This is a genomic window from Streptococcus parasanguinis, assembly GCF_016648925.1.
Classification (GTDB): domain Bacteria; phylum Bacillota; class Bacilli; order Lactobacillales; family Streptococcaceae; genus Streptococcus.
Genome location: NZ_JACLQX010000032.1, coordinates 1 through 21154, shown reverse-complemented (window position 1 = coordinate 21154; position 21154 = coordinate 1). Strand labels below are relative to the sequence as shown.

Below are 21154 nucleotides of genomic sequence, written 5' to 3'. Positions count from 1 at the left end.
AGCCCACTCAACCACTGCGTCTTGCTCGACAATCCAAAAACAATTGAGAGGCTAGGACTTTTGTCCCAGCCTCTTTTCTCACGGCGGAAAGTTTCATTACATGATGTGTTTGAATGATCCTAATTGTTTTTATCATTATAATTTTTTTAATAGCACCTAGGTTTTCTTATGTAAAAACAGGCTGTCTATAGTCTAAGAAGATCAGAAAGAATTATTTTGTTTCTATTCAAAAAATTCAGAATATTACGGAAAATTCTTGACATTGTTTTTTCCCTATGCTAAAATACTAAACAAGACATTGAACAAAGGAGAAAGTCAAACATGAAAACAGCTAAGTTTATTCAATTTGCTTTGTTGTTGAGGTATAAGGGCTAGTGCAGAAGCATTAGTCCTGTTTGGCTTACCAAGCGGGCAACAACATCTCGCTTGGTTGACCGAGTGAGATGTTTTTCTTTATATCCACTACATAGAAATGAGGAGACCCTATGCGTAAAGTTGAATTTTTAGATACCAGCCTTCGGGATGGCGAACAGACTCCAGGAGTTAATTTCTCTATCAAAGAAAAGATTGCCATTGCTAAACAATTGGAAAAGTGGGGCATTTCTGCTATTGAAGCAGGTTTTCCTGCAGCTAGTCCTGATTCCTTCACAGCTGTTCAAGAGATTGCCAAGGTCTTGACCAAGACAGCCGTGACAGGTTTGGCCCGTTCTGTCAAATCAGATATTGATGCTTGTTATGAAGCCTTGAAGGATGCTAAGTATCCACAAATTCACGTCTTTATCGCAACCAGTCCGATTCACCGGGAGTTTAAACTCAACAAGACAAAGGAAGAAATCCTTGAAACGATCAAAGAGCACGTTTCTTACGCTCGCTCAAAATTTGAGATTGTGGAATTCTCTCCCGAAGATGCGACCCGGACGGAATTGGATTTCCTCTTGCAAGTCGTACAGACTGCAGTCGATGCTGGTGCCAGCTATATCAACATTCCTGATACAGTCGGTTTTACGACACCAGCAGAGTACGGTGCCATTTTCAAATACTTGATTGACCATGTCAAGACAGACCGCGAGATTATCTATTCCCCTCATTGCCATGATGACCTAGGTATGGCCGTGGCGAATAGCCTCGCTGCTGTTAAAAATGGTGCCCGTCGTGTCGAAGGAACCATTAATGGAATCGGGGAGCGGGCCGGCAATGCGGCGCTTGAAGAAGTAGCAGTTGCTCTCAATATTCGCGAAGACTATTTTCAAGTGGAGAGTCCGATTGTCCTTAATGAAACCATCAACACTTCTGAGTTGGTCTCTCGTTACTCTGGTATTCCAATTCCTAAAAACAAGGCAGTTGTTGGTGGCAATGCCTTCTCACACGAGTCTGGAATCCACCAAGATGGGGTCCTTAAAAATCCTCTTACTTATGAAATCATCACCCCTGAGTTGGTGGGTGTTAAGAGCAACAGCCTTCCGCTTGGAAAATTGTCTGGTCGCCATGCCTTTGTCGAAAAACTGCATGAGTTGGGACTGGAATTTACAGAGGAAGACATCAAGCCATTGTTTGCTAAGTTCAAATCTCTGGCAGACAAGAAACACGAGATCACAGATGCCGATATCCGCGCCCTTGTTGCCGGTACAGCAGTGGAAAATCCAGAAGGATTCCAATTTAACGATCTCCGCTTAACCACCAATGCAGATGAAACGATTACAGCGGCGGTTAGCCTCAGCAATGAAGAAGGGGAAGTGCTTGAATTCCTTGCCAATGGTCAAGGGTCGGTTGAAGCGATCTTTAATGCGATTGATAAATTCTTCAACCAAACGGTTCGCTTGACCTCATACAATATCGATGCAGTGACTGATGGGATCGATGCCCAAGCCCGTGTCTTGGTATCCGTGGAAAATGTTGATACCGATACGATTTTCAATGCCTCTGGTTTGGACTTTGACGTATTGAAAGCCTCTGCCATCGCTTATATCAATGCTAACACGCTGGTTCAAAAAGAGAATGCGGGTGAAATGGGACGAGCTGTCTCTTACCGGGATCTCCCATAAGCCTAAGAGGAAATGAACATGACAAAGAAAATTGTAACACTTGAAGGAGATGGGATTGGCCCTGAGATCATGGCGGCTGGACTAGAGGTTCTCGCAGCCGTTGCTCCAAAAATTGGCTTTGATTATAGCCTAGAAGACAAACCTTTTGGGGGTGCTGGGATTGATGCCGCTGGCCACCCACTTCCCCAAGATACTCTCGAAGCAGCTAAAGGAGCGGATGCTATTCTTCTCGCAGCCATCGGGAGTCCTGAGTATGACCATGCTCCTGTTCGTCCAGAACAAGGCTTGCTCGCTATTCGCAAGGAATTAAATCTTTTTGCAAATATTCGACCTGTACGGATTTTTGACGCCTTGAAACACCTGTCTCCTTTGAAACCAGAGCGTATCGAGGGTGTTGACTTCGTGGTTGTGCGTGAATTGACAGGTGGGATTTACTTTGGAGAGCATATTTTGAAAGAAGATACAGCGCGCGATATCAATGATTACAGCGCAGAAGAAATCCGTCGGATTATGCGCCAAGCCTTCAAGATTGCGCAAGGACGTGGCAAGAAAGTGACCAGTATCGATAAGCAAAATGTCCTTGCAACGTCTAAATTATGGCGCCAAGTAGCAGAAGAAGTTGCCAAAGAATTTCCAGATGTGACCTTAGAGCACCAGCTTGTCGATAGTGCGGCTATGATCATGATTACCAATCCAGCTCGCTTTGATGTCGTCGTAACAGAGAATCTATTTGGAGATATCTTATCGGACGAATCGAGTGTCCTTCCTGGAACACTAGGCGTGATGCCATCTGCCAGTCATTCTGACCAAGGACCAAGTATGTACGAACCGATTCATGGTTCAGCACCAGATATTGCAGGTCAAGGCATTGCCAATCCGATTTCCATGATCCTCTCTGTTGCCATGATGCTCCGAGACAGTTTTGGAGAAACAGCAGGTGCAGAAATGATCGAAGAAGCTGTCAATCAAACCTTGAATCAAGGAATCTTGACACGGGATCTAGGTGGTCAGGCTTCTACTGCAGAGATGACTGCAGCCATTATTGGGAATCTCTAAGATGACTTGGAGAGATCGCTGTTTAGTGCTAATCGCAATTTGGAATAGTATCGTATTTCTGACCTATGGCTTAGATAAACGAAAAGCTATCCAAAACAGGTGGCGGATTCCTGAAAAGGTCCTGTTACTCGAGAGCTGGGTGCTTGGTGGATTCGGAGCTCTACTAAGTGGATATCTCTTTCACCACAAGGTGCGGAAATGGTATTTTCAAGCCACCTGGTGGGGCAGTAGCCTTCTTTTAGCAGGTGCCCTCTTTCTAATCCTTCAATGGATTTCATAACAAGAAGATAAATGGAGAAAGACGATGAGTGGAAAATCTATCTTTGATAAACTTTGGGACCGCCACGTGATTACAGGAGTGGAAGGACAACCCCAACTCATGTATGTGGACCAACACTACATCCACGAAGTGACGAGTCCGCAAGCCTTTCAAGGATTACGGGACGCAGGACGCAAGGTTCGACGACCCGATTTAACCTTTGGAACCTTTGATCACAATGTTCCAACGGTCAATATTTTTGATATTCGAGATGTGATTTCAAAAGCCCAGATTGATAAATTAGCTGAGAATGTGGTGGACTTTGGGATTGATCATGCTGCCCATGGTTCTGCCAAGCAAGGTATCGTTCATATGGTGGGCCCTGAAACCGGTCGGACCCAGCCTGGAAAATTTATTGTCTGTGGAGACAGCCATACCGCAACCCACGGAGCCTTTGGTGCCATTGCCTTTGGGATTGGAACCAGTGAAGTGGAGCATGTCTTTGCTACCCAAACCATCTGGCAAGTCAAACCCAAAAAAATGTTGGTTGAATTCACCGGAACCCCACAAAAAGGGATCTATTCAAAGGATTACATCCTAGCTTTGATAGCGCGCTACGGTGTTGCTTGTGGAGTTGGCTATGTCGTAGAGTATCGGGGAGAAGCAATTGATCGTTTGACTATGGAAGAACGCATGACCATCTGTAACATGTCGATCGAGTTCGGGTCCAAAATGGGGATCATGAATCCAGATGAGACGACCTTTGACTACCTCCGGGGACGCGAATGTGTGCCAGATGATTTTGAGGCCGCAGTAGCAGATTGGAAGACTCTGGTTAGTGATGACGATGCCGTTTATGACAAGGTCATCCGTATGGATGTATCTGATCTTGCTCCGATGGTGACTTGGGGGACCAATCCTTCTATGGGAGTGGACTTCGAGACTCCTTTTCCAGAGATTCGCGACATGAATGATGAACGGGCTTATCATTATATGGATCTTGAACCTGGCCAAAAACCAGCAGACATTGAATTAGGCTATATCTTTATCGGTTCTTGTACCAATGCGCGTCTCAGCGATTTGGAGTTGGCAGCCAAGTTTGTGAAAGGCAAAAAAATTGCGCCAAACTTAACTGCTATTGTGGTACCTGGCTCTCGTCCGGTTAAGCAAGCCGCCGAAAAATTAGGCTTAGACAAGATCTTCATGGATGCGGGCTTTGAATGGCGTGATCCAGGATGCTCCATGTGTCTAGGAATGAACCCAGACAAGGTTCCAGATGGGGTCCACTGTGCCTCTACTAGCAACCGGAACTTTGAAGACCGCCAAGGATTTGGGGCTAAAACCCATCTCTGTAGCCCAGCAATGGCCGCTGCAGCAGCAATAGCTGGTCGCTTTGTCGACGTGCGCCAAATGCCAGAAGTGGAGTAAAAGGAGGAACCATGGAGAAATTTACCATTTATACGGGAACTACGGTTCCTTTGATGAACGATAATATTGATACCGATCAAATCCTCCCCAAGCAATTCTTAAAGCTGATTGATAAAAAAGGTTTTGGGAAATACCTCATGTATGCTTGGCGCTATTTGGATGACCAATATACTGAGGATCCAGATTTTATCTTTAACAAGCCAGAATATCGCAAGGCGACCATTTTGATCACTGGGGACAATTTTGGTGCTGGCTCCTCTCGGGAGCACGCAGCCTGGGCTTTAGCTGACTATGGTTTTAAAGTCGTTATCGCCGGCTCCTTCGGAGATATTCATTACAATAATGAGCTCAATAATGGCATGCTGCCGATTGTCCAACCACTAGAGGTTCGTCAACAATTGGCAAGTTTGAAGCCGACAGATCCAGTGACAGTAGATTTGGAAGAGCAGAAGATCATCTCGCCTGTAGGAGAGTTTCGCTTTGAGATCGATCAAGATTGGAAGCACAAATTGCTCAACGGCTTGGATGATATCGGGATTACGCTTCAGTACGAAGACTTGATCGTAGCTTATGAGAAGAACCGGCCAGCTTACTGGCAATGATAAAATTGTATACCGAATTACGAATTTTCTGAAAATATATTGAATTTGAGACTATTTTTTGATACAATACTAAAAAGAATAGAAAAGGAAAGAGACTTATGACAAAACACATTCAATGGGACGGAACACTTTCACAAGAAGGATTTGACATTCTTAAAGGAGAGGGTGGCTGTATCGTCTGCCCTACCAAAGTCGGCTACATCATTATGACCAGCGACAAAGCTGGCTTGGAACGGAAGTTTGAAGCTAAAGAACGCAACCGTAACAAACCAGGTGTGGTTCTTTGCGGAAGTATGGATGAACTTCGTGCCCTTGCGCAATTGAATCCTGAAATCGAAGCCTTCTACCAAAAACATTGGGATGAAGATATCTTGCTTGGTTGTATCCTTCCTTGGCGTGAAGATGCCTATGCAAAATTGCAAGCCTTCGGAGATGGACGTGAAGAACTCATGACAGACGTTCGTGGAACTTCATGCTTTGTCATCAAATTTGGTAAAGCTGGTGAGCAAATCGCCAAAGAAATGTGGGAAAAAGAAGGCAAGATGGTTTACGCTTCTTCAGCCAACCCTTCCGGTAAAGGAAACCGCGGGAAGGTCGAAGGAATCGGTGAGCGCATCGAAGGTGCCGTTGACTTGGTTATCGAAGCCGATGATTATGTAGCTTCTATCCAACCAGACAAGACCATTGAAACTCGCTATGAACAAGGTGTGATGGTTTCTATGGTTGATGCCGAAGGAAATCTCATCCCAGAACAAGGAGCAGGTAGCCGTTCTGTCAATACTTGTCCAGTTGTGATCCGTAAAGGATTGGATATCGATAAAATCATGATGCACTTATCTGATCATTTCAACTCTTGGAACTATCGCCAAGGGGAATACTATTAAGAAACAGAAAAAGCATTCCATTTGGGATGCTTTTTTTGTGAAAGGATAAAAGATGGTATAATAGAGTCAAACGATGTTCCAGTAGAAGGGGAAGTGGTATGGTCTCCAGAAAAGCATTTATCGATAAAGCCAATCAGGAAGGTTTTTCTTTCAACATCCAAATCCCATGGTGGACGTACAATAACTTCAAGTCATTGGTTTGGAGAAAAAGGCTCTCTGAGGAGCAACTCTATCAGATCTTTCTTTTACTTTGTAGAGAGGTAGAAGACCGGCAAAAGCAAGCTGTAGCGGATAAGAGAAAGTATCAGACCGGATTTTATGTAGTGGCATGCAATGGTCGCGAATTTCGCTTTGAGTTTGCTTTTAAAAAGAACCAAGAACTAAGAGTTTATAATTTATTTGAGACCGTCAATGGTCGCAAGAAACTCACCCTGATGGACCTGCTTGATTACATAATGGATTGACTGTGTATAGAAACAATAAGGGTTCACTACAAATTGATAAAAGAAAGAGTAGTTCTATGATTTCAAGAGATGCATTTTTAGAAAGAATCAACCAAGAGGGATTCTCATTTAGCATTGACATCCCGCGCAGAAATTTTTCGGATTTTACATCATTAGTTCGGAGAAGAAGAATTTCAGAAGAAGCCCTCTATCAGCTGTTTTATAACTATTGTCAGGAGCTAGAAAACTGTTTGAAAGAAGCAGGGGAGAAACGACGATTACTCTTCAATAAATTTCCAGTTAGCCCCGTTCATGATAAATATAAAACGAAATTTGATACAGTGGCACCCAACGGACGGGAGTTCCGCTTTGAGTTTGTCTTTAGCAATGACAATCGTTTAAAAGTTTATCATCTTATCGAAACTGTTAATGGTCGTAGGAAAAAAACTCCTATGGAAATACTGATGGACCTAGTCGATGCTTTATAGTGGATACTGATCTAAGAGAAATCTTATGAGATACCTATTTCTTCTTGATTCCATTGGGCCTAGTAACTATAATGAATGAGTTTAATAAAGCTACAGGTAGACTCTTATTCCTCTGCTTGTTTGCTCTTACTTTTTCATGTTGGTACTATTTGTAATCATCACAGCTATTAAACCGACCTTTCCTATTTGATCGCCTAATAGCTAGTAGTTATCGAAGTACTGTTGGGAAATAGACAAAAGACAAAAAAGGACTCTATTTTTACGTTAGAGACCTTTTTGACAAGTAGGGGTTGAACTGTAAAGCTGGAGAATGGTAGTAAGAGTTTTCTAACTGGTTGAAATTTGGTACACTAGAGCTATGAAGATAGAAGATACTATTAAAAAAGCAATCATTTTAGGAGCTACAGGAGGGATTGGCCGGCAGCTAGCGAAAGAACTGGCAAGAAGTCTGGAGCATCTGGTCTTAGTGGGTCGTGATGCTGACAAACTCTCCCAAGTTCAAAAGGAACTAACTGGGAGCAAGGCGCAACTGTCAATCCTAACGTTAGATATGCTAGATCAAGTAGCCCTAGAAGCTTTTGTAGAGAACCTAGATGCAGATCTTCTTGTCAATTGTGCGGGACTAGCCTATTTTTCCCTAGGATGTGTCCTTGATTCAGCCAGTGAGCAAGACCTCTGGCAGCTCAACTACCATAGTCCAGTCCAGCTAATCAAGCAGGTGGTGCAAAAGAATCAGAATATCCAGCTGGTCCAGCTGTCTTCGTTGGCAGCTCTTTTTCCTCATCCCTATCTAGCAGCCTACAGTGCTAGCAAGGCTGCCTTGCAGACCTACACTCTTGCTCTCCAGGAGGAACTGAGGCAATCAGATTCCCAGGTCCAGCTAGGTCTCTATATTCTTGGACCAGTCCAAACAGCTATTTTTCCTCCCAAACTAGTAGAAGCATTGGGAGGTGGTAGCTTGCAGATGAAGCCTGAGAAAGTCGCTCAGCAGTTGATCCGATTTATAGAAAGGGATACTTCCTATGCGATTATCGGGCTTCGCTATCGCTTGCTAGTTTGGCTAGGTCGCTTGCTTCCCCAAAGGTGGATCATCCGTCTCCTTGCTATATATTTAAAAAAGGGACTGAATAGATGAAATTTGTATTTATATTTTTAGCCGTTACTTATCTTCTCTTATTTCTCATCCGTTGGTTGCTGTCCTTCACTTATTATAAAAAAAGTCAGGCTCATATTGCGGACTTCCCAGAAGAGCTTTTTACGGTGGTCCAACCCATCCTTTCTGGGGATCCTCGTTTAGAGAGTGATTTGCGGGCCAATCTCCAGCAAACTGAAGCAGTAGAATTCTACTGGTTGATTGATCAGTCTGATACAGAAGCCCAGCGAGTAGCAGATCGGATTTGTAAAGACGCATCCTTTGCCCACCGCATTCGAATTTTTCTCATTGAAGACGTCCCTCAGGGGATTAATCCCAAGAGTTACAAGATTGAGCAGGTTGTAGAGGAGCTGACCCGGCCTTATCTGATTGTTTTGGACGATGATAGTGTGATTGATTTTTCTAAAATGGGTGAGCTGACCGCCTATTTGGGTCAAGAGGTCATTCTGACAGGTATTCCTTATAACCAGGAGAGAAGCAATTTCTGGTCCAAGCTGGTCGCAGCATTTGTAAATGGCAATTCCTTTATTACCTATTTTACAATGGCAGAAGTTGAGGCGAATCACTCCATCAACGGGATGTTTTATATCCTACCGGTAGAACTTGCAAAAGGCCAGAAGCTTTTCACAGCGATTAAGGATTATCTATGTGATGATTTAGCCGTGGCCGATTTTTTGAGTAGTAAAGGAATATCCATTATTCAAACGCGAGTTACCTGTAATGTTCGAACGACTATCAAGGATGCCAAGCAATATTTGCTCCAGATGAAGCGTTGGCTTCTCTTTAGCTCTATCTACCTCAAAGAACACCTGGATTGGAAGCTGTTTAGTCTCATAGGTTTACCGAGTTTTCTACCTCTTCCAACTTTGATCTTAAGTCTTTTTTTAGGTTGGCCGTATTCTCTTCTAGTCTTGGGCTTACTGGGATTCAAGGCAGTATGGATGCTCCTCTATCGGCAAAGCATTCTATCCAATCGCCTACACTTGGATGAAGTCATCTATGAAGTGCTGAATGATCTCCTGCTTCCTTGGTTGTTTATCTATGTTCTATTGACTCCTCCTGTGATAAACTGGCGGGGGCGGAAGATTCGTGTGACGGACGGAAAGATTCGTTATGAGTAAGATGAAGTCCTATCTAGACCGTTTGTCTGCTTTATCTCTTGATCATACCATGCTAAACTCTAATCGCTTGGTTCTCTTTCTCAGTGGGAGCAGTGATGTCACTTGTGCCGGGCTGACAGCTGGGCAGCTAGACCTCCTCCATGCGATTTGTCCATCAGGTTATAGAGTAGTAGAGAGTAATTTTCCCTTCAATCAAGATTTTGAACATATAAAATTTCCTCAAGTATCCCTAATGTCGGCTTCTGCATCCAATATCATCTATTATTGGCATACCATTTTGAACTCTCGCTTTCAAAAGCTCCTACAACAACACTTGTCTCCCTTACTGGAAGTGCAGGAAGTAGTTCTTGTTTATAAGAGTTCAGGGGTTAATATGCTGACGCAGTGGCTTAGAAGTTTAGGGAATCAGGTTTCCATTCCAAGATTGCGCGTGATAGCACTTGGCCCTGTTTCCCAGCTTCTCTTACGTCAAAAGGAGGTAGAGGTACTGGTTATCAAAGGCAAAAAAGATCTTTATTCACGAATTTTGGACCGCCATTCAGCGGATATCCAAGTGGATACGAATCATTATAGCTATGAATACAGAGAAGATGTGAAAGGAATCATCTATGACTGGATTAGACAAAGTGATAAAAATCGATGTGATTAGCGTCCCCTTTAGTGGTCATTTATTTCCGACTTTGACTTTGGTCAAGCCCTTGCTGGAGGATCCTCGTTTTCAGGTTCGAGTCATCACAGGTTTTCAAAAAAAGGAATTGGTCGAGCAGATTGGCTTCGACTGCCTTGCCTTGTTTCCTGACCGTCCGACAGTCATGGAAGATATAGCCAATACAGCCAAGCAAGCAAATCTCTTTATCATGTACCAACAATTAGGGGCTAATAGCAAACTGATTCCTGAAGTTTTCAACGAGATAAATCGAATTTGGGGCTCTGAGGGGAGACCAGACTTGGTTATTGCAGATTTTGTAGCTGCTCCTGCTGGAGTTTTAGCAGATCGTTTGGGCATTCCCTGGATTACGACCATTCCAAGTCCTGTAGCGATTGAAAGTCGCACGACAACACCTGCTTATCTAGGTGGCTGGAAACCGCACCAGGGAATCCTCTACAAGTGGAGAGATGCTCTGGGGAGGCAGGTCATCCGTCTGGCAAAGAAAGTTGGATTTGCTCTGGTTAAGAAGAATCTTGATACCATACAGGATTTTAAACTCTACCGTGAAGATGGGACAGAAGCGGTCTATTCTCCCTATTCAATCTTGGCTCTAGGCATGAAAGAGTTGGAGTTTCGAGACGATTTTCCGTCCCATCTTAAATGGGTTGGTTATCGCTGTTTCTCTTTTGATCGACTTCCTCAAGAACAGAAACAGTATTTTACGAGTTCTAAAAAGCGGGTCCTCGTTACCTGTGGGACCCATTTAAAATGGGAGAAGGAGAGGATGGTGGAGTTGGCAAAGCTTTTGAGCCAAGAACATCCTGACTATGTCTTTTACGTAACCCTAGGCGACCCGAGTGGTTTGGAGCATCCACCAAGGATGTTGTCAGATAATCTTCTGATTTTTGATTACCTCCCTTATTCAGATGTTCTGGATCAAATGGACTTTGCCATTCATCATGCAGGTGCTGGGATTTTGATGGGATGTATCGAAGAGGGGATTCCTAGTCTGATTTTGCCCCAGGACTATGACCAGTTTGACAATGCGGTTCGGGCTGAGTTATTCCAAGTAGGATTGGTATCTCGTAAAAAGACAGATTCCGAAGTTTTGCGCTTATTTAATGAATTGGTTTCTCGGGAAGATTGGTCGCACCTAAAGGATCTGGCTCAGAAAAGCAAAGCCTACCAGCCAACAAAGATTCTTTATCAAGAAATTGAGAGACTCCTGAAAGTGAAGTTATAAAAGAAAGAGAAGGGAGAGACTCCTATTTGCTTTCTTCCAGAGATCTTCTATTTAATGAATATAAAAAACTAGAGCGCCTGCTCTAGTTTTTTGGTTGTTGATGGGTGATGTTCTTTCCCCAAGGGATGAGATTTTCTTTTTTCTCTTTGATCCGTTGGATATTGTCCTTGTGTCGTAGAATGATCAAGGTAGCTAAGGCCAAGACAATGACTGTAAAAAGCGGATCATAGCTGTGCAAGATCCATCCAGTCAAAGGAAGAAGGAGGACCGAAAGAATGGCGAGTAGCGCAACGGTAACACTCGAAAACGAAATCATACTGGTTAAGTACAGGCTGGCTACAAAATAAACAGCTAAAATGAGTAGCAGGATAGGCGAGAAACCAAGTAAGACACCAGCACTCGTCGCCACTGCTTTTCCACCCTTGAATCCAGCAAAAATTGGGAAAGTGTGCCCCAAAACGGCTAAGAGACCAAAGACCATTGGCGAGATCCCCTGAATTCCAAAGAAAGTCGGAAGGAGAACGGCCAAAGTTCCTTTCAAGAAATCAATCGCAAAGACAATGATCCCAGCTTTCTTCCCTAAAATCCGAAAGGTATTGGTCGTTCCAGTATTGCCCGAGCCATGTTCCCGTAAATTAATATGGAAAAAGATTTTCCCAATCCATAATCCCGAAGGAATGGAGCCTAACAGATAGGCCAAAATTAAAACACTTATTTCTTTTATCATAGTTTCATTATATCAAAAAGCCAACGATAGAAAAAGCAATTTCTGGAGTTCAAGTGTGACATCTGAAGAAAGTGTCCAGCCAGCTTTTTTTACTGAGATATAGAAATCTCCATATAAAGAGAAAAAATTTTGCAAAATTTCCTAAAAAACTGTAATATAGAAAAGATGAACAAACAGGAGGTTCCTTGTGGCAAAAAAGGAAATCAATATTAATAATTATAATGACGATGCCATTCAGGTACTAGAAGGGTTGGATGCAGTCCGTAAACGTCCAGGGATGTATATCGGATCGACCGACGGAAATGGCTTGCATCACATGGTCTGGGAGATCGTGGATAATGCGGTCGATGAAGCCTTGTCTGGCTTTGGCTCACAAATCGATGTAACGATTAATAAAGATGGTTCGCTATCGGTAGAAGACCAGGGACGTGGAATGCCGACCGGGATGCATGCTATGGGCAAACCAACCGTTGAGGTCATCTTTACCGTCCTCCATGCTGGAGGGAAGTTTGGTCAAGGAGGCTATAAGACATCTGGAGGTCTTCACGGAGTGGGATCTTCTGTCGTCAATGCCCTTTCTAGCTGGCTAGAGGTAGAAATTACTCGTGATGGAGCTGTCTATAAGCAACGTTTTGAAGATGGGGGAAAACCAGTTACAACCCTTGAAAAGATCGGCTCTGCTCCCAAGTCTAAGACAGGGACTAAGGTTACCTTCATGCCAGATCCAACCATCTTTTCAACGACAGATTTTAAATTCAATACCATTGCTGAGCGAATCAAAGAATCAGCCTTCTTGCTGAAGGACGTGACGCTGACGCTGACCGATCTCCGTAAGGAAGAAGATAACCATGTGGCCTTTCATTATGAAAATGGTGTCCAAGATTTCGTAGAGTACTTGAACGAAGACAAGGAAACTTTGACACCGGTTCTCTACTTTAGTGGCGAATCAGATGGCTTTCAGGTAGAAGTGGCCATGCAATACAATGATGGCTACTCAGATAATATCTTGTCCTTCGTTAATAATGTCCGCACTAAAGATGGGGGAACCCACGAGACGGGTCTGAAGACAGCCATTACCAAGGCTATGAACGACTATGCAAGAAAGACAGGGCTCCTCAAAGAAAAAGACAAGAATCTGGAAGGATCAGACTACCGCGAAGGTTTGTCTGCTGTTCTTTCGATCTTGGTTCCAGAAGCTCATTTGCAGTTTGAAGGGCAAACCAAAGACAAATTAGGAAGTCCCTTGGCTCGTCCAGTTGTCGATAGCATTGTTTCTGATAAATTGACCTTCTTCCTCATGGAAAATGGGGAGTTGGCTTCTAATCTCATTCGTAAGGCTATTAAAGCCCGGGATGCGCGTGAAGCCGCTCGTAAAGCGCGGGATGAAAGCCGAAATGGCAAGAAGAGTAAAAAGGACAAGGGACTTTTGTCTGGGAAATTGACACCAGCCCAGTCTAAAAATCCTAAGAAAAACGAACTCTATCTAGTCGAAGGAGACTCAGCCGGCGGTTCTGCCAAACAAGGGCGGGACCGTAAGTTCCAAGCGATTCTTCCACTTCGTGGGAAGGTTCTTAATACTGAGAAGGCCAATATGAGTGATATCCTCAAAAACGAGGAGATCAACACCATGATCTACACCATCGGTGCTGGCGTTGGGGCAGATTTCTCAGTGGAAGACGCCAACTACGATAAGATCATTATCATGACCGACGCAGATACGGATGGTGCCCACATTCAAACCCTCCTCTTAACCTTCTTCTATCGCTATATGCGCCCTTTGGTAGAAGCAGGTCATGTCTACATTGCACTTCCTCCTCTTTATAAGATGTCCAAAGGCAAAGGCAAGAAAGAAGAAGTAGCCTATGCTTGGACAGATAGCGAATTAGAAGAGTTGCGTCGGACCTTTGGCCGTGGAGCAACCCTTCAACGTTACAAAGGGTTGGGGGAAATGAATGCGGATCAGCTTTGGGAAACCACCATGAACCCAGAAACTCGTACCCTGATCCGTGTCACCATTGATGATTTAGCGCGTGCAGAACGCCGTGTTTCCGTCCTTATGGGTGATAAGGCTGCACCACGTCGTCAATGGATTGAAGATAACGTTAAGTTTACCTTAGAAGAAAATACAGTTTTTTAATCACTTTCTACTTATAAATTAAATAAGCTGGGATGTAGAAATGGTAAGGAATCGACATGAGTACTGATACAGAAATGATGAATCTGATTTTGCAGATAGCTGAGTCCTTGCAAGTGGAAGCAGTGGCCTTATCCGGTTCGCGAGCCAATCCTCGGGCACCCAAAGACGAGTTTCAAGATTATGATGTGGTCTATATCGTTGATGATCTAGAAGACCTGATTTCAGATTTATCCTGGTTGGATCAGTACGGAAACCGATTCATCGAACAGCACAACCGACTGGGACACCGTCGTCTGTATCTCATGCTCTTTGAAGATGGGAATCGCATCGATTTAACCCTCTGTCCCAAGGAGTCTATCCAAGAGTGGGTGGATAGCGAGGCTGGTTTCAAAGTCTTAAAAGATGACAAAGGTTTGTTTGACTCTTACATTCCTAGTCCGAAGCGCTACTGGACCGCTCCGCCTACCGAAGAAGATTTTGCAGCCTCCTGCAATGAATTTTGGTGGGTATCGGCTTATGTCGTCAAGGCCATTCGAAGAAAGCAACTCATCTATGCGACTGATCATCTCTATAGCATTTGTCAGCAAGAACTCCTCAAGGTCTTAGCTTGGCAGGTGACAAGCTATAGGGGAGTAGTTGACATCGGAAAGAACTACAAGTACCTCTTCCACTATCTACCAGCTGAGCAAGAGAAGGAGTTCTCAGCTTTGCTTGATTTATCTAGTTTCGATAAAATCACTCATTCTTTATTTGCTACCATGGGGCTATTCAATCGAGAAGCTCAAATTCTGGCTCAAAAGATGGGATTTACTTACGATATGGAAGTTGCAGAGAAAATGATTTCTTATGCTAAAGAGAAACTTTCTAATCATTAATGAATCTATTTTAAACATCAGAAAGGAACGTTTGGTTACTTGGTGTGACTGAATTCCTTTTTCTACAAAAGACTACTCAACATTCTTTGAAAGGAGTTGAACACGCCCTGAGTGCTGTGTGAAAAAGATAAATTTCTAATTTTCACTTTGTATTTTACGGGCTTTGTATCTTATATGAGTAATATCCAGAATATGTCCTTGGAGGACATCATGGGGGAGCGCTTTGGTCGCTACTCCAAATACATTATTCAAGAACGGGCTCTTCCTGATATTCGGGATGGCTTGAAACCTGTTCAACGGCGGATTCTTTATTCTATGAATAAGGACGGCAATACCCATGACAAGGGCTACCGTAAGTCTGCCAAGTCTGTCGGGAACATCATGGGGAATTTTCACCCTCACGGGGACAGTTCCATCTATGATGCCATGGTCCGCATGTCTCAAGACTGGAAGAACCGCGAGATCCTAGTTGAAATGCATGGAAACAATGGTTCCATGGACGGTGATCCGCCAGCGGCCATGCGTTATACCGAGGCGCGTTTGTCTGAAATTGCTGGCTATCTTTTGCAAGATATCGAAAAGAACACAGTGCCATTTGCCTGGAACTTTGACGATACAGAAAAAGAGCCAACTGTTTTGCCGGCAGCTTTTCCAAACCTTTTGGTCAATGGAGCTACAGGGATTTCAGCTGGTTACGCAACAGATATTCCACCACATAACCTCGCTGAAGTCATCGATGCAGTGGTCTACATGATTGACCATCCATCTGCCAAGGTAGACAAACTCATGGAGTTTTTACCTGGACCTGATTTTCCAACGGGTGCCATTATCCAAGGACGGGATGAGATCAAGAAAGCCTATGAAACCGGTAAGGGCCGTGTGGTTGTCCGCTCTAAAACTGAGATTGAGCAGCTCAAAGGCGGTAAGCAGCAAATCGTGGTTACCGAGATCCCTTATGAGATCAACAAGGCAGTCTTGGTCAAGAAGATCGACGATGTCCGTGTTAACAACAAGGTGGCCGGTATTGCGGAAGTCCGGGATGAGTCTGACCGAGATGGTCTTCGCATTGCCATTGAGCTCAAAAAAGATGCCAATGCAGACTTGATCTTGAATTACTTGTTCAAGTATACAGACCTGCAGGTCAATTACAACTTCAATATGGTGGCGATTGACAATTATACCCCTCGTCAAGTGGGGATTGTACCGATTCTCTCTAGCTACATTGCTCACCGTCGGGATATCATTGTCGCTCGCTCGCGCTTTGATAAGGAAAAGGCCGAACGGCGTCTCCATATCGTAGAAGGCTTGATTCGCGTCATTTCAATCCTTGATGAAGTGATTGCCTTGATCCGTGCTTCTGATAATAAGGCAGATGCTAAAGAAAACCTCAAGGTCAGCTACGATTTCACGGAAGAACAAGCAGAAGCTATTGTCACTTTGCAATTGTATCGTTTGACCAATACCGATATCGTGACCTTGGAAGAAGAGCATGCCAGTCTCAAGGAGCAAATCGCAACCTTGGCAGCCATCATTGGGGATGAACGGACCATGTTTAATCTTATGAAGAAAGAGTTGCGTGAAGTCAAGAAGCTCTTTGGTAATCCGCGTCGCAGTGAGTTGCAAGACACTGCTAAAACGATCGAGATTGATACAGCCAGTCTCATTGTTGAAGAGGAAACCTTCGTCAGCGTAACCCGTGCTGGATATATCAAACGGACCTCGCCTCGTTCTTTCAATGCCTCAACACTGGAAGAAGTCGGTAAGCGAGACGATGACGAGTTGATTTTTGTAGAGCCTGCTAAGACCACTCAGCATCTTTTACTCTTTACCAACTTGGGGAATGCCATTTATCGACCAATCCACGAATTGACAGATACCAAGTGGAAGGATATCGGAGAGCACCTCAGTCAGACCTTGACCAATTTCGAGCAAGAGGAAGAAATTCTCTTTGCGGAGATTGTGGATCAGTTTGAGGGAGTAACCTACTTTGCGGCAACTCAACAAGGACAAATCAAGCGCTTTGAACGCAAGGAATTAAGCCCATGGCGGACTTATCGTTCTAAATCGACTAAGTATGCTAAGCTAAAAGACCAAGACGACCGTATCGTAGCAGTTGCACCAGTTGTCCTTGAAGACATCATGATCATTACTAAAAATGGGTATGGCTTGCGTTTCAATATTGAAGAGGTCCCTGTCGTAGGAGCCAAAGCAGCAGGGGTCAAAGCCATTAACCTCAAAGACGGAGATCAAGTTGCTGCCGCCTTTAAGTCGACGACTCCAAGCATGTACATTCTGACCCAGCGAGGCAGTCTCAAACGGATGTTACAAGACGATATTCCTGTGACCAGTCGGGCTAAACGGGGACTACAGGTCTTGCGTGAGTTGAAAAATAAACCACACCGTGTCTTCAAGGCAGGTCCAGTCTTCACTGACCAGGGAGATTTTGATCTCTTTACGAGTCAAGAAGAAGTGGTAGAACAAGATCAAATTCTTCAGATCACTTCTACAACAGGTCAGGTGACAGAAGTTGATTTGACACAATTAAGTATTTCTGAAAGAACAAGCAATGGATCCTTTGTCAACGATACCATTTCGGATCAAGAAGTTTTTTCAGCTACTATCAAATAAAAGAAAGCGTCGGTCCATTCTAGGACTGACTTTCTTTGAAAATAAATTTTCTGAAAATTGAAAATTTCGCTTGAAATTCTCATGAAATGGTGTACAATAGTGTACATAGATTGAGAAACTAAATCGACCTACATCAGATCGACAAGGAATAGAAAGAATTAAAAGGAGCACTATCATGACAGTATCACTTGATTGGGAAAACCTTGGCTTTTCATATATGAAATTACCTTATCGCTATTTGGCACATTATCGCAATGGAGCTTGGGAAAAAGGGGAATTGACAGAAGATGCGACCTTGCATTTGTCCGAATCTTCTCCAAGTTTGCATTACGGTCAGCAAGCCTTTGAAGGGTTGAAAGCCTACCGTACAAAAGATGGAAGCATCCAATTGTTCCGTCCAGATCAAAACGCCAAACGTTTGCAACGCACAGCAGATCGTTTGCTGATGCCTCAAGTACCTGTTGACATGTTTGTGGATGCTTGTAAGGCAGTGGTGAAAGCCAATGAAGAGTATGTTCCACCATATGGTACTGGAGCTACCCTTTACCTTCGCCCTCTTTTGATTGGGGTTGGTGATATTATTGGTGTGCATCCAGCAGATGAGTATATCTTTACCATCTTTGCCATGCCTGTCGGTAACTACTTTAAAGGTGGTTTGGTTCCAACGAACTTCTTGATTCAAGATGAGTATGACCGTGCTGCTCCACATGGTACTGGGGCTGCAAAAGTTGGTGGGAACTACGCAGCTAGTATGTTGCCAGGTAAGATTGCGCATGACCGTAACTTCTCTGACGTGATTTATCTCGATCCAGCGACGCACACCAAGATTGAAGAAGTTGGTTCTGCAAACTTCTTTGGTATCACTGCTAATAACGAATTTGTGACGCCATTGAGTCCTTCTATCTTGCCATCGATCACCAAGTACTCTTTGCTTTACCTTGCGGAACACCGTCTTGGTATGACACCAATTGAAGGGGATGTCTTTATCAATGACTTGGATCGCTTTGTAGAAGCAGGAGCTTGTGGTACCGCAGCTGTCATCTCTCCAATCGGAGGAGTTCAACACGGTGATGACTTCCATGTCTTCTATTCTGAAACAGAAGTAGGTCCTATCACACGGAAGCTCTATGACGAGTTGACCGGTATCCAATTTGGTGATGTCGAAGCGCCAGAAGGATGGATTGTCAAAGTCGATTAAACCGATAGCGTCTGAGACCAAAGTGTCCAGACTTCAATGAGAAGGAGTCTTAACGAAAAAACGCAGTAGCTAATGTTTCTCTTCATTCGTTTTTAGGAATAGAAGAGTGCCGAATGACCTTTTCGGGGGTGGGAGAAAGAAGGAATTTCTAACTAAATTCTTTCTGACCCACTCCCTTTTCTCTTGCGTCATCAAGAGAATTTTTGTAAAATAGAAAAAGTGAAAAGAGGGTTGAAATGAGTAAAAAAGATAAGAAAATTGAGATTCAAATCGTTGATAGTAAAGTAACCGTCGGAAAAGACACTTTTGATGGTTTCACTTTGTCCATTGGAAAGAAAACGATTGGTGAAATTGCAGACATGGCTGGTCAATTTGCCATTATCAAAAATGGAAATGTGGATTCTCTTTACAAAAAACTTGAAAAAGCCGTTGAAATTTTGATAGAAAATTATAATTTGAATAAATAAGGGCTTGCAATCATAATAAATCAATGGTATAATAGATCCTGTTGATTTATATGGAGAGATAGCGAAGAGGCTAAACGCGGCGGACTGTAAATCCGCTCCTTCGGGTTCGGGGGTTCGAATCCCTCTCTCTCCATTAGCGTTCATTGTGACGATGATAAAGTGACTAATGTCAGCGCTCTTTTTGGGGTATAGCCAAGCGGTAAGGCAAGGGACTTTGACTCCCTCATGCGTTGGTTCGAATCCAGCTACCCCAGTTCTTAGGTAATATCAGATAAGTGATAAAATATCTATCCAGGTATTTTATTTCTTTATAGGATGAGTCGTTAAAGATTGTAGTTGATCTCATTGCGAGTGCTTGCTTAGGAAAAATAATTATAAGTATGTCAAGTTTTAGAAAACTTGATTGTTGGAGGATTTTTTAGATGAATGAATTTGAAGATTTGCTAAACAGTGTTAGCCAAGTTGAACCAGGTGACGTTGTTACTGCTGAAGTATTGACAGTTGACGCGAACCAAGCTAACGTTGCAATCTCTGGAACTGGTGTCGAAGGTGTCTTGACTCTTCGCGAATTGACAAACGATCGTGATGCTGACATCAACGACTTGGTAAAACCAGGTGAAACACTTGAATTGCTTGTTCTTCGTCAAGTAGTTGGTAAAGATACTGATACAGTAACTTACCTTGTATCTAAAAAACGTTTGGAAGCTCGCAAAGCATGGGACAAATTGGTTGGACGTGAAGAAGAAGTTGTTACTGTTAAAGGAACTCGCGCTGTTAAGGGCGGACTTTCAGTAGAATTTGAAGGACTTCGTGGATTTATTCCAGCTTCAATGCTTGATACTCGTTTTGTACGTAACACTGAACGTTTCGTAGGTCAAGAATTTGATGCTAAAATCAAAGAAGTAGATCCAAAAGAAAACCGCTTTATCCTTTCACGTCGTGAAGTTGTTGAAGCTGAATCAGCTGCAGCACGCGCAGAAGTATTTGGTAAATTGAACGTTGGTGATGTCGTAACTGGTAAAGTTGCACGTATTACAAGCTTCGGTGCCTTCATCGACCTTGGTGGTGTTGATGGATTGGTTCACTTGACAGAATTGTCACACGAACGCAACGTATCACCTAAATCAGTTGTAACTGTTGGTGAAGAAATCCAAGTGAAAGTTCTTGACTTGAACGAAGAAGAAGGTCGTGTATCACTTTCATTGAAAGCTACAACACCTGGACCTTGGGATGGCGTTGAACAAAAATTGGCTGCTGGTGATGTTATCGAAGGAACTGTTAAACGTTTGACTGACTTCGGTGCATTCGTTGAAGTATTGCCAGGTATCGATGGTCTTGTACACATCTCACAAATTTCACACAAACGTGTTGAAAATCCAAAAGATGTTCTTAAAGTTGGACAAGAAGTAACTGTTAAAGTTCTTGAAGTAAATGCTGCAGATGAACGTGTATCACTTTCTATCAAAGCTCTTGAAGAACGTCCAGCTCAAGAAGAAGGCGAAAAACAAGAAAAACGTCAATCTCGCCCACGTCGTCCAAAACAAGAAAAACGCGACTTTGATCTTCCAGAAACTCAAACTGGATTCTCAATGGCTGACTTGTTTGGCGATATCGAATTGTAATATTAAACAGAGGCTGGGACAAAAGTCCTAGCCTCTCAATTATTTTTGGATTGTTGAGCAAGACGCAGTGGTTGAGTGGGCTCTACTACGCTGATTTCATCAGCTTTTACAGCCCTACTCAACTGTGCGGAG

Annotated in this window: 19 protein-coding genes and 2 tRNA genes; 20 read left to right on the top strand and 1 reads right to left on the bottom strand. The window is 43.4% G+C overall.

Annotated elements, in window-relative coordinates; all coding sequences use genetic code 11:
• Nucleotides 1–485 precede the first annotated feature (485 nt).
• The 12 genes from H7T97_RS09570 to H7T97_RS09515 all read left to right on the top strand — a co-directional run bounded on the left by H7T97_RS09570 (nt 486) and on the right by H7T97_RS09515 (nt 11368).
• Entirely contained in the window at nt 486–2042 is a 1557-nt protein-coding gene (locus H7T97_RS09570; protein ID WP_201090149.1) for a 2-isopropylmalate synthase, read from the top strand.
• An 18-nt stretch (nt 2043–2060) separates the two neighbouring features.
• Nucleotides 2061–3098, top strand: a complete 1038-nt coding sequence (gene leuB, locus H7T97_RS09565) for a 3-isopropylmalate dehydrogenase (RefSeq protein ID WP_201090148.1) — start codon at nt 2061–2063, stop codon at nt 3096–3098.
• A 1-nt stretch (nt 3099) separates the two neighbouring features.
• On the top strand, nt 3100–3378 hold the full coding sequence (locus H7T97_RS09560; protein WP_042766154.1) for a DUF1294 domain-containing protein: 279 nt from the start codon (nt 3100–3102) through the stop codon (nt 3376–3378).
• Between the two features lie 24 nt (nt 3379–3402).
• Nucleotides 3403–4785, top strand: a complete 1383-nt coding sequence (gene leuC / locus H7T97_RS09555; protein ID WP_023917999.1) for a 3-isopropylmalate dehydratase large subunit — start codon at nt 3403–3405, stop codon at nt 4783–4785.
• Between the two features lie 11 nt (nt 4786–4796).
• Nucleotides 4797–5387, top strand: coding sequence for a 3-isopropylmalate dehydratase small subunit (leuD, locus tag H7T97_RS09550; protein WP_201090147.1), 591 nt, complete (start codon nt 4797–4799; stop codon nt 5385–5387).
• A 98-nt stretch (nt 5388–5485) separates the two neighbouring features.
• The gene (locus H7T97_RS09545) at nt 5486–6271 is read left to right on the top strand and encodes an L-threonylcarbamoyladenylate synthase (protein WP_201090146.1); all 786 of its coding nucleotides are present in this window, start codon (nt 5486–5488) and stop codon (nt 6269–6271) included.
• Between the two features lie 98 nt (nt 6272–6369).
• Nucleotides 6370–6735, top strand: a complete 366-nt coding sequence (locus H7T97_RS09540) for a hypothetical protein (RefSeq protein WP_201090145.1) — start codon at nt 6370–6372, stop codon at nt 6733–6735.
• Between the two features lie 56 nt (nt 6736–6791).
• On the top strand, nt 6792–7202 hold the full coding sequence (locus tag H7T97_RS09535) for a hypothetical protein (RefSeq protein ID WP_201090144.1): 411 nt from the start codon (nt 6792–6794) through the stop codon (nt 7200–7202).
• A 358-nt stretch (nt 7203–7560) separates the two neighbouring features.
• Nucleotides 7561–8337, top strand: a complete 777-nt coding sequence (locus H7T97_RS09530; RefSeq protein WP_201090143.1) for an SDR family NAD(P)-dependent oxidoreductase — start codon at nt 7561–7563, stop codon at nt 8335–8337.
• Complete coding sequence (locus tag H7T97_RS09525; protein WP_201090142.1) at nt 8334–9476, top strand: glycosyltransferase; 1143 nt, start codon at nt 8334–8336, stop codon at nt 9474–9476. Before H7T97_RS09530 ends, H7T97_RS09525 begins: the two co-directional genes overlap by 4 nt.
• Entirely contained in the window at nt 9469–10125 is a 657-nt protein-coding gene (locus tag H7T97_RS09520; RefSeq protein ID WP_201090141.1) for a hypothetical protein, read from the top strand. The genes H7T97_RS09525 and H7T97_RS09520 overlap by 8 nt, the downstream gene beginning before the upstream one ends.
• A complete protein-coding gene (locus tag H7T97_RS09515; RefSeq protein WP_201090140.1) occupies nt 10085–11368 on the top strand; it encodes a glycosyltransferase in 1284 nt (427 codons plus the stop codon). Before H7T97_RS09520 ends, H7T97_RS09515 begins: the two co-directional genes overlap by 41 nt.
• Nucleotides 11369–11450: 82 nt before the next feature.
• On the opposite strand, the gene plsY is transcribed toward H7T97_RS09515, so the two are convergent.
• On the bottom strand, nt 11451–12095 hold the full coding sequence (plsY, locus tag H7T97_RS09510; RefSeq protein WP_049473029.1) for a glycerol-3-phosphate 1-O-acyltransferase PlsY: 645 nt from the start codon (nt 12093–12095) through the stop codon (nt 11451–11453).
• Between the two features lie 187 nt (nt 12096–12282).
• Here plsY and parE point away from each other — a divergent pair, with 187 nt between their 5' ends.
• The 8 genes from parE (at nt 12283) to rpsA (ending at nt 21022) form a co-directional block, all read left to right on the top strand.
• Nucleotides 12283–14232, top strand: coding sequence for a DNA topoisomerase IV subunit B (gene parE, locus H7T97_RS09505; RefSeq protein WP_003007156.1), 1950 nt, complete (start codon nt 12283–12285; stop codon nt 14230–14232).
• A 56-nt stretch (nt 14233–14288) separates the two neighbouring features.
• The gene (locus H7T97_RS09500) at nt 14289–15107 is read left to right on the top strand and encodes an aminoglycoside 6-adenylyltransferase (protein WP_201090139.1); all 819 of its coding nucleotides are present in this window, start codon (nt 14289–14291) and stop codon (nt 15105–15107) included.
• A gap of 174 nt (nt 15108–15281) precedes the next feature.
• Complete coding sequence (gene parC, locus H7T97_RS09495) at nt 15282–17735, top strand: DNA topoisomerase IV subunit A (RefSeq protein WP_070661483.1); 2454 nt, start codon at nt 15282–15284, stop codon at nt 17733–17735.
• A 175-nt stretch (nt 17736–17910) separates the two neighbouring features.
• Nucleotides 17911–18933 carry a branched-chain amino acid aminotransferase gene (locus tag H7T97_RS09490; protein WP_201090138.1) on the top strand — a complete coding sequence of 341 codons (1023 nt, stop codon included), beginning with the start codon at nt 17911–17913 and terminating at the stop codon, nt 18931–18933.
• Nucleotides 18934–19169: 236 nt separating this feature from the next.
• Nucleotides 19170–19400: a DUF2969 domain-containing protein gene (locus H7T97_RS09485; protein WP_003003589.1), complete on the top strand. Its 231-nt coding sequence runs from the start codon at nt 19170–19172 to the stop codon at nt 19398–19400.
• A gap of 52 nt (nt 19401–19452) precedes the next feature.
• A tRNA-Tyr gene (locus H7T97_RS09480) sits at nt 19453–19533 on the top strand.
• Between the two features lie 49 nt (nt 19534–19582).
• Nucleotides 19583–19654, top strand: a tRNA-Gln gene (locus H7T97_RS09475).
• A gap of 168 nt (nt 19655–19822) precedes the next feature.
• A complete protein-coding gene (gene rpsA, locus H7T97_RS09470; protein ID WP_003011990.1) occupies nt 19823–21022 on the top strand; it encodes a 30S ribosomal protein S1 in 1200 nt (399 codons plus the stop codon).
• The last annotated feature ends 132 nt before the right edge of the window (nt 21023–21154 follow it).